The sequence below is a fragment of the Candidatus Dormiibacterota bacterium genome, from assembly GCA_035532835.1.
In the GTDB taxonomy this organism is placed as follows: Bacteria; Vulcanimicrobiota; Vulcanimicrobiia; order Vulcanimicrobiales; family Vulcanimicrobiaceae; genus DAHUXY01.
Genome location: DATKQG010000096.1, coordinates 1 through 12,947 on the forward strand (window position 1 = coordinate 1; position 12,947 = coordinate 12,947).

Sequence of the window (12,947 nt, forward strand, 5' to 3'; positions counted from 1 at the left end):
CCTCTACGCCCGCATGGCCCCCGCCTACGACGATCGCGCCCGCGTCGTCAGTCGCTTTGAAATCGTTCACGATCTGTTAGTCTAGCAGATATGCAGACCCGTACGCTTACCACCCTGGCAGTATTCGCGCTGGCCGTCCTCGTGGGGCACATCACCGATGCGACCACCGGCCAGCCGATGCCCGGCATCACCGTCACCCTTTCGGGCGCGAAAGCGCGCGCTACCAAGAGCGGCGCCGCGGGCGCCTACCGCTTCGCGAACGTCACGCCCGGCAACTACGTGCTGACCATCGTTTCGAGCGACGTTCCCACGCACCATCAGCGCGTGGTCGTCCGCGGTAAGACCACCGTCGTCAATATCTCGGCCTGCAGCACGACCCTCGACTATTCGTGCGCGGGATCCGGCCCCGGGATGTAGCGGTTGGGCTACGGGGTATGGCCGGCGTGGCCGCGTAGGCGGAACGCCAGCCCGATCATCAGCACGCCGAATACCATCGCGTAGGCGCCGATGATGTAGACGATCGTCAGCGCGCCGACTTGCGGAAACGCGACCAGCAACGCCGCAAAGAGGATCGAAAGCACGCCGCTCACGATGAGCAGCAGCTCTCCGGCAATCGCTTTGCGCAACTGTACCGCGGCGACGATTTCGAAGATGCCGGTGAGAAACGCCCAAACGGCGATCGTGATGTAGAGCGCAAACGCGGTGATATGCGGCTGGAAGAACGTGATCGCCGCGATCGCCAAGCCGATGACGCCCTCGATCACAAACGGCCACCACCGCTCGTGCGCTTCGGCCGCTCGAACTGCCGAAGCGATCGCAAAGACGCCGTCGACGAACGCATATGCGCCGAACAGGATCACCAGCGCGTAGATCGTCGTCCCGGGAACTAAGAATGCCAGGCCGCCGAATAAGACGGCGGCAAAGCCGCGCAATAGAAGCGCCCACCAGTTACGCGCGAGTGAGTGGAGCATGTGATACCTCGTTAAAACTGTGGTCGCAGCGACCTTCGGTTGCGCTCGGCCCTCTCCTTTCGTGCTATTTGCCGATGCAGAAGCGCGCGAAGACCCCCGTGACGATCTCCTCGTTCGCCGCGCCCCCGCTGATGTGGCCCAGCACCGCAAAGGCCGCTTGCAGATCGCCGGCGATAAAATCGGCGGCATCGCCGCGCGCCAGCGTTGCGCGAGCATTTTCCAGCGCTTCCAGCGCTTCGTAGACCGCGGCAAATTCGCGCGCGGACGCGATGTGCGGGCGCTCCAGATCCGGGCGTTCGCTCGCCCACCCGGCGCGCGCGATCGCGGCGCGCAATGCGTCCAGCGTCTTTCGCTCGCGCACGCTTCCCACCACGTCGGCCGCGTTGCCGAGCATCGCCACCGCCGCCTCGCCGAGATCGGCTTTATTTGCAAACACCACCCGCGCGCGATCGCGCGTTCGCTCCAGGAGCGCCCGCGCGCCGGCCGTCAACGGTTGCGATGCGTCGACGACGATCAGCGCGACGCGCGCGGCTTCAAGCGCGTGGTGCGTGCGTTCGATACCGGCCGCTTCCAAGCGGTCCGCATGTTCGCGAATGCCCGCGGTATCGACGATGCGCACGCGCACGCTGTCGATAACGATGGCTTCCTCGATCGTATCGCGCGTAGTTCCCGCGATATCCGAAACCAGCGCGCGTTCCTCGCCTAGGAGCGCGTTGAGCAGCGAGGATTTGCCCGCGTTCGGCGGCCCCACGATGGCCACCGCAATGCCTTCGCGTACGAGCCGCCCCACCTCGCCGGCGCGCAGCATGCCGCGTAACGCGAGGTCGAGCGCCTCCAGCGAGGTTTGCAGACGCTCGCGCGAAGGCTCGGGAACTTCGTCGGGGAAATCGATCGCTCCGGCGAGCTCTTCCAACATCGTGCCGAGTTGCGCGCGCAGCGCCCGCACTTCGGATGCCAGGCCTCCGGCGAGATTCGCAAAGGCCGCGCGCGCCGCGGAGCGCGTCTCCGCATCGATCAAATCCGCCACGGCGGCGGCCGCGTGCAGATCCAACTTGCCGTTCATGAACGCGCGCTGCGTAAACTCACCGGGCTGCGCCAGTTGCGCGCCGGCCGCGAGCAACGCGCGCAACACTTCGCTCGCAACGACCGGCGAACCGTGAACGTGGAGCTCCAGCGTATCTTCACCGGTGTAACTCTGGGGTGCTTGCGCGAAAAGTGCGATCCCGCGATCGATCGCGCGGCCATCGGCATCGAGTACCGCGACGTATTGCGCGACGTGCGGGCGCAGACGCGCTTCGGGGACGACGCGCCGCGCGAGCGCTCGCACGCCCGGGCCGCTGGCGCGCACGATCGAGATCGCACCGCGCCCCGGCGGCGTCGCAATAGCCGCGATCGTTCGCTCGGCGCTCACCGGGTTAAGCGGCGGCTACGTCGGGAAGATGACGACGCAGCGCTCGGGCTCTTCGCCTTCGGATTCGGTGCGCACCAGCTCGTTGTCTTGGATCGAAAGATGCACGATCTTGCGCTCCGACGGCAGCATCGGTTCCATCTTCTGCGGCTTCTTTTCGAGCAGCACGCGCTCGACGGTTTCAAACGCGAGATTCTTGAGCTGCTCGGCCCGGCGGGCGCGGTAGCCTTCGGCATCGATCGTGTAGTAACGGCGATTGTTGCGCACGCCCACGTTGATCATGTTGTTAAAAATGAGGTTGATCGCTTCGAGCGTGTTCCCGTGGCGGCCGATCAGCATCGCAAGATCCGGGCCCGTGACTTCGAGATACTCGCCTTCGGGACGCGGAATGTAGGCGATGTCGGCGTGCTGTACGCCCATCAGGTTGAGCAACGCATCGAGGAGAGCGTGCGCCGGCTTGGCGTTATCGGGCAAGGCCTGCCCGGGTGCGCTCGGGCCGCGGTGAAAGTTTCCGCCACCACCGCCGTAACTGCGTCCGCCGCCGTAGCCGCCCGGCCCCCGCCGGCCGCCGCCGCCGCCGCCGCCGTATCCGCCGGGGCGCCGGTTACCGCCGCCTTCGCGCGGGCCGCCGCCCTTGCCCGGAATATTGCGGTCGCGAATATTCGCAGGCTGTTCTTCGAACTCGAAATCGTCTTCGTAAAGCATCGGTCGTTAGGCGCCTTTCGTGGATTTTTTCTTCGACTTCTTCGCCGGGCTACCGCTCGAAAGAGCGGCCGTCGCAGCGGATCCGTTGGCGGGGAGATCCTCGGTGATCACGTGCTCGCTATCGATGAACGAGAGCGGCTCGTGATACTTACGCAACATGTAGAATTGCTGCGCCATCGTGAACACGTTGTACGAAAGCCAGTACAGCACCATCGCCGACGGCCAGTTCGCGCGATAACCGAAGAAACCGATCATCAGCGGCGAGAGAATTTGCATCACTTTGAGCTGTTGCGCCTGCGCGGGATCCGTCGCCGGCATCGTCGTGAAGCGCATGCTGACGTACTGCGTCACCATGTACACGACCACCAGCAGAATATCGGCGCCGGCCAAATTCTGCGCGAGAATCTTCGGGAACTGCGCCGCGAGCGGGCTGCCGATCCAGAGGAACGATGCGTGCGCGTACAGATCGCGATGCGACGTGACCGCGTAGAAAACGCTAAACAGAATCGGCAGCTGCACCAGCGTCGGCCAGCAGCCGGCCAGCGGGTTGACGCCCTGCTCTTTGTAGAGCGCCATCTGCTCTTGCTGCAGCTTCTGCGGCTCGCTCTTGTAGCGTTCCTGAAGCTTCTTGAGCTTCGGGGCGACCTTCTGCATGGCGATCATCGCTTTGAACTGCGCGACGTTGAGCTTCCAGAAAACGATACGAATTAATGCGGCGAGGACGATCAGGCTCAAGCCCAGGCTGACGCCCAAGTTGAGGCCGATCGCTTGGAACTCGGTGGCGAGGTGAGCGAGAACCCACGAGATGCCCGCGACGATCGGGTCGAAGATCGGGCTCAGGAACCCGGCGAGTAAGAGGTGCAACGGTTACCTTTCGATAGGGCGCGAGCGTTCGGGAACGAGATCGACGCCCCCAGGGTGCAGCGGATGGCAGCGCGCGAGCCGCCCGAGGGCGAGCAGGGAACCGCGTACGGACCCGTGCTTCTGGATCGCCTCGAGCGCATACTGCGAGCAACTCGGGTAAAAACGGCAGGCGGGCGGGAGCAGCGGCGAGACCAGCTGCTTGTAGACCCGAAGAATGAAGACGAGAACGGATCGCATCAGGCGAGCGCCCGTGCGAGGTCGGCCCGGAGGCTCGCGAAGTCGGCGGCAGCCGCGCCCGGCCGGGCAACAAGAAGCAGCCGCAGGCGACGGCCCGCGAGCTGCTCGTGAAGTATCGCCTTCAGGCGGCGACGCAACGTATTTCGAACCACGGCTTTTCCGATCGAGACCCCGATCGCGATGCCGACCAGCGAGGCTGGATCGGCGGGGAAGGCATCGGCACGATACACCGTGAGGTGCCTCGTCCCGACACGCCGGCCGCGCTGCCGTAAACGGCTAAAATCCGCCCTACGGCGCAGGCTAGCAAACGGACGCATCGGCCTAAACGGTCAGGCGATGACGCCCCTTCTTACGGCGGCGGGAAAGAACCCGGCGCCCATTCTTGGTGCTCATCCGCTCGAGGAAGCCGTGCACGCGCTTGCGACGGCGGTTGTGCGGCTGGTACGTCCGCTTCATGGTCGTTCGAACTCCTAGGTAAAAATAGCCGCCAAAGACCGGCGGCATACAGCCCCTTAGTATAGACAGGCCCCCACGGCCCCGTCAAGACCAAAAGCCGCTGGGGTAGCGGGTCAATTTAAGTGGACCAAGCAGCTTCGTCTATTTTGGGTCCATGGGAGGCTTGAGGACGCTACCGCAAAGGCACGCGGGATCGACGGGCCAGAGAAGAACCCCGCAGCGCAGGCAGCTAGGCCATCTGGGCGGCCTCAAGGGCGGCAAAGCGCGGCAATGCTTAACCGCTCAAGCACAGGCGGCGCGGTCGAAACGGCTCTAAATCGCAGATGCTCGATCGCGAAGCCACCGAGCGATGTGATCGGGATCTGCGTTTCGTGATCTTCCGTGGCTTCAATTGTCCACCCATTAAGTTCAGCGAATGTCACGACGGAAAGCCAGGCGGTTCTCTTGTTGCCGTCTACAAGGGGCTGATTCTCGGCAAGAGACCGCATAAGCGCGGCTGCCTGCTGAAAGAAATCCTTGTGCAAGTATTCACCACCGAAAGATGCCTGCGGCGCGAAAACCGCTGACTCGAAAAGGTCCATTGAACGAATCATCACTGGGCCTTTTGTGGCAATTTCCGCAATTTTGCGGACCTGCTCCACCGAGAGGAAGCGCGAATCAGAGATTCTTCAGCGCCTCCAAAATGCGTTCATCTTTTTTGGCTAAGCGGCGAGCGATCTGTTCGACTTCGCTATCCAAAGGCGGAGCCTTCAATAGTCGACGAACAGCGACATTTACGACCGCGTTCTCGCTCATTGAGGCATAATCACCCTCACGGCGCTTCAGGAGATCGGCAACCTCCGGCTCAAGGCGAAAGGTACTAGCTTTCCGGGGCATCCTCTTCATGGTGTCATCATGATACCACAATGACACCACACTCAGCCATCCGCACCCCGGTGCTTGCCGACGACATGTGCGGGGGAATTCAACGAGAACGTTGAGCCGATCCCGGCCATGCTTCAAATATCGTGCGGGCCACCGGGCCGAGGTGCGACGTGAAGCTTCGCAACCACATAGCTAAGCGCTTGGTGGATCGTTTCCGAGCCCTTAATCTTTGCCTGGCGGAGAGTCGGTTACGAGGGAGTTAGGAGGCGAGCTCCCTCTCGCGCGGGAGCGCTTCTCCACACGTGTGGACAAGCCTGTGGAAAAGCACCACCCGAAAGACCCCTGCGATGGACCGCAAACGCCTGTTTTAGAAGGTGATTCGTGCTTGTCAAGGGGCGATTCTCAGCGCCTTCTCAGTCGCGAAAAAACGTTGAAAACACGTTGTTTTTTCGCTGTGGATAAGTGGATAAGATTGAGCCCATTTTCCGCAGGAGAGGCGCCTGATTAAGCCAACCGATTGCGTCCTCACGTCGACCGCGCGTCACCGGCAACGGTACCGAGCGGCCCGATACTTCGCAGTTTGGTTATGGGGTCGTATTACGATGGCGCTTGCGGTCGGCACTTCCGAAATCTCGCACGAACTCTGGCTTTCAGCACTCGATGCGCTCGAGCGCCGTTTTTCCAAGCCGATCTTCGAGATGTGGATCAAACCGATTCGCTTGGTTTCGTTTACCGGAAATCAGATGGAACTCTCGGTGCAGAGCAAGTTTGCTCGCGACTGGGTCGAGAACCGGCTCAAGCCCCAGATCGCGGTCGCATTGGGTGAAGTGTTCGATACCGAACTCGACCTCACCATCGTGGTCGCCGAGCCCGTCGAAGCGGCTCCGCCCGCGCCGGGAATCGCCCCTGCCGGCGCGGCTTTGCGCTCGCTAGACGATCTGCGTACGGCGAATCTCAACGGCCGCTATACCTTTCAAGAGTTCGTGGTGGGCAACTCCAACCGTTTCGCCCACGCCGCAGCACAGGCGGTTGCTTGCGCACCGGCGCGAGCGTACAACCCGCTCTTCCTTTATGGTGGGGTCGGGCTCGGGAAGACGCATTTGATGCACGCGATCGGGCACCGCGTGATGCTCGACAATCCGCAAGCCAACGTCGTCTACGTCACGTGCGAGAAGTTCACGAACGAGTTCATCATCGCGCTGCAAAACAACCGGACGCCGGAGTTTCGCAATCGCTACCGTCAGGTCGACGTGCTCTTGATCGACGACATTCAGTTCCTGGCCGGCAAAGAGACCACCCAAGAAGAGTTCTTCCATACCTTCAACGCGTTGCACGAGTCCGGGCGACAGCTCATCATCTCCTCGGACCGCCCTCCGAAAGAGATCCAGACGCTGGAATCGCGGCTGCGCTCCCGCTTCGAGTGGGGGCTGCTCACCGATATCCAGGCCCCCGACATCGAGACCCGTGAAGCGATCCTGCGCAAGAAAGCCGAGAGCGAGAAGATCCCCGTCCCCGACGAGGTCACCTCGTTCATCGCTAAAGTGATTCCGTCGAACATCCGCGAGCTCGAGGGCGCGCTGATCCGCGTGGTCGCCTACGCCTCGCTCACGAAGTCGCCCATCACGCTCGACCTGGCGGCCGAAGTCCTCAAGAGCGCGGTCGGGCAGCAACCCCTGCACCGCATTACCATCGCCAAGATCAAGGATACCGTGGCCAACGCCCACGGGCTCACCGTCAAAGAGATGGACAACGGCCGGCGCGACCAGCGCCTGGCCGGCCCGCGCCAGATCGCCATGTACATCGCGACCGAGCTCACCGACTACTCCCTGCCGCAGATCGCCCGCGACTTCGGCAAAAAAGACCACACCACGGTCATGTACGCTCGCGACAAGATCAAGGACCAGATGCAGCGCGACGAAGCCTTCCGCAACAAGGTACGACAGCTCATCGCGATGTGTCAGAACCCGTAGTGCACAGCTTCCAGCACAGGGTCACTCCTTCTGCGTGGATAACTGCACCGGAAATCATCGGCGGTGATTATGTGGATTCAGGCGGGCGAACGATACACACGTTATACTTGGCGAAAAGTGCCGTGAGAACTATCGAAAACAGACTTATCCGCGCAATACACCGCACTACTACTGTTACGGCTCATTCTAAGTATATTTACTACGAAACGAGCCTCGCTACGATCGGTGGAGTATGAAGTTTACGTGTAACACCAAAGAGATTGCAGCGGCCGTCGGAGCGGCTAGCAAAGTGGTCAACGCTCACACGACCGTACCGATCCTCTCCAACGTCCTGTTGCAAGCCGAAGACGGTAAAATCGCCGTCCGCGCGACGGATTTAGAACTCACGCTCGAGCACGCATTCGCAGCCGATATCACCGAGCCCGGATCGGTCACCATTCCGGCCAAATTGTTCTCAAGTTATCTCGGCAATCTCCAGGGCGGCAGGCTCGAACTCAACGGCACGCCGACCCGAGCGAGCGTAAAGTGCGAACGCAGCAATTACGATTTCCATGCATTGCCGCCCGACGAATACCCGCCGCTTCCGCAAGCCACCAAAGGCTCGCACTTCACGATCGGCGGTAAACGTCTGCGCGAAGGGATCGAAGCGACGATCTTTGCCGCCTCCAACGAGGAAGCCCGCGGGGCGGTGCTCATGGGAACGCTCCTGGAACTCGAAGGGAATTCGCTGACGATGGTCGCGACCGACGGGTATCGTCTGGCGAAATTCCAGACCACGCTCGACGACGGCATCACGGGAGCGGAGAAATACATCGTGCCTTCGCGCGCGCTCGCGGAAGCGGCACGGAACCTCGGTTCGGGCGAAGTGATCTCGGTAAGCGCGCTTGGAGCCCAGAGCAATCAGTTGCAATTACATTCGGGGGACACCGCGATCACGGTGCGTCTGGTCGACGGACAATACCCGAATTACCAGCAAGTCATTCCGCCGAAGTTCGACCGCTCGCTCACGGTGAACACCGCCGCGTTTATCAGCAGCCTTCGCCGCGCCGAACTCGTTGCCGGCGACCGCGCCAGCATGGTAAAACTTGCCGTCTCCAATCAAACGCTCATCATCACGGCAAGTTCGGACATCTCCGGAAACGCGTACGAAGAACTCGAAGTGGAGCAAACCGGCGAAGACCTTACGATCGCGTTCAACGCGCGCTATTTGGTCGAGGTGCTCAATCACATTAAGAGCGCCCAAACCGTGATCGAGTTTCTCGGGCCGCTCTCTCCGGCGGCGATTCGTCCGGTCGAACAACCCGAAGGCGGCCAGCAACTCTACGTGCTCATGCCGCTGCGCCAATGACGGCCCGCGCGATCTCGTGCAATTAACACGTATCGCGCTCTCCAATTTTCGCAACTACGCGCAGCTCGATCTCGAACCGTCGCCGGGGCTCAACGTCATCGTCGGCGCGAACGCGCAAGGCAAGAGCAATTTGCTCGAAGCGATCGCGATGCTCGGCACCGGCAAATCATTCCGGACCGGGAGAGAGAGCGATCTCATTCGCGAAGGCATCGATCTCGCGGTGATCGGCGGCGACGCGCGCGTTCGCGCGGGCGTCGTGCACCTCGGTTGTACGTTGACGAAGAGCGCTCGGGGGATGCGCAAACAATATACGATCAACGGGCAGGGCGTTCGCTACGCAAAGTTCCTCGGCAGCATTAAAGTCGTCACGTTCGTTCCCGCCGATCTGCAGTTGGTCGTCGGTGCGCCGAGCTTGCGCCGCGGTTTCCTCAACATGGCCCTCGCGCAAGAAGAGCGCGCGTATTACCACGCGTTCGTGCGCTATCAGAAAGCGCTGCAACAGAAATCCGCGCTGCTGCGCGGCAGCATCGCACCCGATGAAGAGCTGCTGGCCATTTACGACCATACGCTCGTGGAGTCGGGCACTCAGGTAATGCTGATGCGCAACCACCTCGTCGCCGCGATCGCCCGGCACGCGCACGAAACGCACGCGCGCTGGACCGGCGGCCGCGAAACGCTCGCCGTGCGATACGCCCCGAACGTGCCGTTCGAGGCTCCGACCGCGGATAGCATCGGCGGCGCGCTCGCGCAGCGACTCCGCGAGGTCGCGCCCATGGAACGCGTCCGCAAAACGACGCTTGCGGGCCCGCACCGCGACGACGTGGCGCTGCTGCTCGACGGCGGGTCGCTGGCGGCCTACGGTTCGCAGGGGCAGCAGCGTACGGCGGTTCTTGCCCTCAAGGTCGCCGAATATAGCGTTATGAACGATCGCTCGGGCGAAGCCCCGCTCCTCTTGCTCGACGACGTGCTCTCCGAGCTGGACGAAGCACGCGCGGCGGCCTTCCTGGCGGCGGTCGGCGGCTACGAGCAGGCCTTCGTGACGGCTACCCATCTGCCGGCCGGCTTGCCCGGCGACGCCCACATCTATACCGTCGTCCAAGCCGGCGTTCGGCCGGAGGTCGCATGCTGAAGCCGATTCGCCAGAGCCTGCAGACCTGGACTCCCCGCGAAGGCGTGGCGCCGCCCGCCACCGACCCCCTAGTGCTGCTCGGCGGAGCGTGGGAAGAGCTGGTGGGGCCAAATATGGCCGGCCACTCGCAGCCGGCCCAAATCACCGGCGATGCGCTCGTGGTGACGACCAGTTCGGGCGCGTGGAGCCAGCAGCTGGGTTTCCTCGCGCCCCAGATCTTAGCGAAGATCGCCGAACGGCTCCCGCGCTCGGGGATCGAGCGGCTGCGGTTTCGGATGGGGCGCATCGCCGCCAAGGCGCCGCCCTCGGCCGGAAGCGGCAAAGCGAGCGAGCGCTCCGCGAAGGCGCGGCCGGAGCGCGCGCCGGCGCAGAGCGCGCAGGAAGCCGTCGAGCGTTTCCGCTCCGACGTCGATGCCGAACAGCGGGCGAAACGGAGCGCCGGGTGGAAAGAGTGTCATGGATGTGGGGTGCAGATCCACCCGGGGCGGACGAGCGTCTGCGTGCCGTGCGCGAGCGAGCGACGAGAGTCGCGAGCAACGGCTCTGGCCCAGATGCTCTACGAAACCCCTGGGATCGATTTTGCGGACGCGGCGGCACAACTCGAAGGGCTAACGCGGGCCGCGTTCGAGATGCAAAAGCGGCGGCTCCTGAGCCGCTGGCGCAGCGAACTCGATCGCGTCGCACGCGACGGGCGTCTGTCGCGAGGAGGGCGCGAGCGAGCGATCGCGAGCTCTTACGTTTTGCTCAAAACCGGAATCCCGCCGGAGCGCATCGCCCCGGCGACGATTCGTAACGAACTCGGCGACACCGTCTACGACCTGATCTATGGAACGGAACGATAACGAACGCATGTCCAGTAACTACACGGGCGAACAAATTGAAGTACTCAAAGGCCTTGAAGCGGTGCGCAAGCGCCCGGGTATGTACGTCGGCAACACCTCGGAGCGCGGCCTGCACCAACTGGTGTACGAAGCCGTCGACAACTCCGTCGACGAAGCACTCGCCGGCTACGCGAAGAACATCACCGTCACGCTGTACAAGGACGGTTCGTGCTCGTGCGAAGACGACGGACGCGGCATCCCGGTCGATTTGCACGCCGAAGAGAAGCTCCCGGCCGTCGAGGTCGTGATGACGATTCTCCACGCGGGAGGCAAGTTCGGCAAGGGCGGCTACAAGGTGTCGGGCGGCCTCCATGGCGTCGGCATCTCGGTAGTCAACGCGCTCTCCGAGTGGATGATCACGCGCGTCAAACGCGACGGCAATCTCTACGAGATGCGGTTCGAGCGCGGCATCACGGCGCAGAAGCTCAAGAAGATCGGTAAATCCGATTCCAACGGCACCTACCAGTGGTTCAAGCCGGATCCGGAAATCTTCGAAACGCTCGAGTTCCATTGGGACGTCCTGCAGAAGCGTCTGCGCGAACTCGCCTTCTTAAATCGCGGTCTTTCGATCACGCTGCGCGACGAGCGCGGTGAGGAGCTGCGCGAACGCAATTACAAGTTCGACGGCGGCATCGTATCGTTCGTCGAATGGCTCAACGAGAAGAAGGACCCGCTCCACCCGATCATCTCGACGCACGCCGAACGCGATAACGTCGACGTCGAAGTGGCGATGCAGTACACCGATACGTACAGCGACCAAATCTACGCCTTCGCGAACAACATCAACACGATCGAAGGCGGCATGCATCTGCAAGGCTTCCGCCAGGCGGTCACCACCGCCGTGAACGGCTATGCGCGCAAGCGCGGGATGCTCAAGGAATCCGACGGCTCGCTCTCCACGGACGATATCATGGAAGGCCTCACCGCGGTCGTTTCGGTGAAGCTGCAAGACCCGCAGTTCGAAGGCCAAACCAAGACCAAGCTCGGCAACGCGAAGGTGCGCAGCATCGTCTACGGGCTCCTCAACGAACGGCTCGAATTCTTCTTCGAAGAGAATCCCAAACAAGCCCGCATCATCATCGACAAGTGCATGCAGGCGCAGCGCGCGCGCGAAGCGGCGAAGAAAGCGCGCGATCTCTCGCGCCGCAAAAACGCTCTCGAAGGCTCGGGCCTTCCCGGTAAGCTCGTCGACTGCAAGAACAACAACCCCGCAGAGAGCGAGATCTTCTTAGTCGAAGGCGATTCGGCCGGCGGAACGGCAAAGGGCGGACGCGACCCCAATTCGCAAGCGATTCTCCCGCTGCGAGGCAAGATCATCAACGTAGAAAAAGCCCGCCTCGACAAGGTGCTCTCGAACGAAGAAATTCGGACGATGATCACCGCGTTCGGCACCGGCTTCGGCGACGAGTTCGACGTCGCAAAACTGCGCTACCACAAAATCATCATCATGACCGACGCCGACGTCGACGGCTCGCACATCCGCACGCTCCTGCTCACGTTCTTCTATCGTCAGATGCGTCCGCTGGTGGTGGACGGCTACGTCTACATCGCGCAGCCGCCGCTCTACGGTATCAAGAAGGGCAAGAAGCAGTGGTGGGCGTTTAGCGAGGCCGATCTCAAGACCGTGCTCGACGGTGCCGATCCCAAAGACTTCCAAATTCAGCAGTACAAGGGCTTGGGCGAAATGGATGCCGAGCAATTGGCCGAGACGACCATGGAAGTCGGCCATCGGCGCCTCAAGCAGATCACGGTCGAAGACGCCGTCGAAGCCGAGCAGATCTTCACCGATCTGATGGGCGACAAAGTCGAACCACGCAAACAGTACATCTTCGACTACGCCAAGAGCGTGAAGAACCTGGATCTGTAGCGCGAGCCTAACGACCGGCGCGGGAGCTTGCGAGACGTGGGGGACCGTTCGTCAGCGCGCCTCCTGCGCGCTTCCTACTCCTATGTTTTTGTGCAACGGCCAAAGGAGGTCGACATCCATGTCGATTGCACAAAAATCACAGGTCCCCCACGTCCCGCAAACTCCCGCGCCGGCCGTTAGGCTCGCGGCGAGGTAGCGAAAAAAAGGGCCACGCATCGGCGGGGTCCTTTTGCGCGTTCAGGGTATA

Annotated in this window: 15 protein-coding genes; 6 read left to right on the forward strand and 9 right to left on the reverse strand. The window is 62.3% G+C overall.

The window, feature by feature from the left end; translation table 11 throughout:
• Positions 1–90 precede the first annotated feature (90 nt).
• Positions 91–417, forward strand: a complete 327-nt coding sequence (locus VMW12_11910) for a carboxypeptidase regulatory-like domain-containing protein (protein ID HUZ50420.1) — start codon at positions 91–93, stop codon at positions 415–417.
• A gap of 8 nt (positions 418–425) precedes the next feature.
• Here VMW12_11910 and VMW12_11915 read toward each other — a convergent pair whose 3' ends face one another.
• From VMW12_11915 to VMW12_11955, 9 genes are all read right to left on the reverse strand, one after another.
• The gene (locus VMW12_11915) at positions 426–971 is read right to left on the reverse strand and encodes an HdeD family acid-resistance protein (GenBank protein HUZ50421.1); all 546 of its coding nucleotides are present in this window, start codon (positions 969–971) and stop codon (positions 426–428) included.
• A gap of 64 nt (positions 972–1,035) precedes the next feature.
• Positions 1,036–2,382: a tRNA uridine-5-carboxymethylaminomethyl(34) synthesis GTPase MnmE gene (mnmE, locus tag VMW12_11920; protein ID HUZ50422.1), complete on the reverse strand. Its 1,347-nt coding sequence runs from the start codon at positions 2,380–2,382 to the stop codon at positions 1,036–1,038.
• A 15-nt stretch (positions 2,383–2,397) separates the two neighbouring features.
• Positions 2,398–3,084 carry a R3H domain-containing nucleic acid-binding protein gene (locus VMW12_11925; GenBank protein HUZ50423.1) on the reverse strand — a complete coding sequence of 229 codons (687 nt, stop codon included), beginning with the start codon at positions 3,082–3,084 and terminating at the stop codon, positions 2,398–2,400.
• 6 nt (positions 3,085–3,090) lie between these two features.
• The gene (locus VMW12_11930) at positions 3,091–3,948 is read right to left on the reverse strand and encodes a YidC/Oxa1 family membrane protein insertase (GenBank protein ID HUZ50424.1); all 858 of its coding nucleotides are present in this window, start codon (positions 3,946–3,948) and stop codon (positions 3,091–3,093) included.
• Positions 3,949–3,951: 3 nt separating this feature from the next.
• Positions 3,952–4,188, reverse strand: coding sequence for a membrane protein insertion efficiency factor YidD (gene yidD, locus VMW12_11935; GenBank protein HUZ50425.1), 237 nt, complete (start codon positions 4,186–4,188; stop codon positions 3,952–3,954).
• Complete coding sequence (rnpA, locus tag VMW12_11940) at positions 4,185–4,502, reverse strand: ribonuclease P protein component (protein HUZ50426.1); 318 nt, start codon at positions 4,500–4,502, stop codon at positions 4,185–4,187. The genes yidD and rnpA overlap by 4 nt, the downstream gene beginning before the upstream one ends.
• A gap of 4 nt (positions 4,503–4,506) precedes the next feature.
• Entirely contained in the window at positions 4,507–4,641 is a 135-nt protein-coding gene (gene rpmH / locus VMW12_11945; protein ID HUZ50427.1) for a 50S ribosomal protein L34, read from the reverse strand.
• A gap of 248 nt (positions 4,642–4,889) precedes the next feature.
• A complete protein-coding gene (locus VMW12_11950) occupies positions 4,890–5,282 on the reverse strand; it encodes a type II toxin-antitoxin system death-on-curing family toxin (GenBank protein HUZ50428.1) in 393 nt (130 codons plus the stop codon).
• 16 nt (positions 5,283–5,298) lie between these two features.
• Positions 5,299–5,526 carry a hypothetical protein gene (locus VMW12_11955; GenBank protein ID HUZ50429.1) on the reverse strand — a complete coding sequence of 76 codons (228 nt, stop codon included), beginning with the start codon at positions 5,524–5,526 and terminating at the stop codon, positions 5,299–5,301.
• 581 nt (positions 5,527–6,107) lie between these two features.
• On the opposite strand from VMW12_11955, the gene dnaA reads away from it, so the two are divergent.
• From dnaA to gyrB, 5 genes are all read left to right on the forward strand, one after another.
• Complete coding sequence (dnaA, locus tag VMW12_11960; protein HUZ50430.1) at positions 6,108–7,475, forward strand: chromosomal replication initiator protein DnaA; 1,368 nt, start codon at positions 6,108–6,110, stop codon at positions 7,473–7,475.
• A 232-nt stretch (positions 7,476–7,707) separates the two neighbouring features.
• On the forward strand, positions 7,708–8,823 hold the full coding sequence (gene dnaN, locus VMW12_11965) for a DNA polymerase III subunit beta (protein ID HUZ50431.1): 1,116 nt from the start codon (positions 7,708–7,710) through the stop codon (positions 8,821–8,823).
• A gap of 16 nt (positions 8,824–8,839) precedes the next feature.
• Positions 8,840–9,952, forward strand: coding sequence for a DNA replication/repair protein RecF (recF, locus tag VMW12_11970; protein ID HUZ50432.1), 1,113 nt, complete (start codon positions 8,840–8,842; stop codon positions 9,950–9,952).
• Positions 9,946–10,794, forward strand: a complete 849-nt coding sequence (locus VMW12_11975; protein ID HUZ50433.1) for a DUF721 domain-containing protein — start codon at positions 9,946–9,948, stop codon at positions 10,792–10,794. Before recF ends, VMW12_11975 begins: the two co-directional genes overlap by 7 nt.
• Positions 10,795–10,801: 7 nt before the next feature.
• The gene (gene gyrB / locus VMW12_11980) at positions 10,802–12,700 is read left to right on the forward strand and encodes a DNA topoisomerase (ATP-hydrolyzing) subunit B (GenBank protein HUZ50434.1); all 1,899 of its coding nucleotides are present in this window, start codon (positions 10,802–10,804) and stop codon (positions 12,698–12,700) included.
• Positions 12,701–12,947 lie beyond the last annotated feature (247 nt).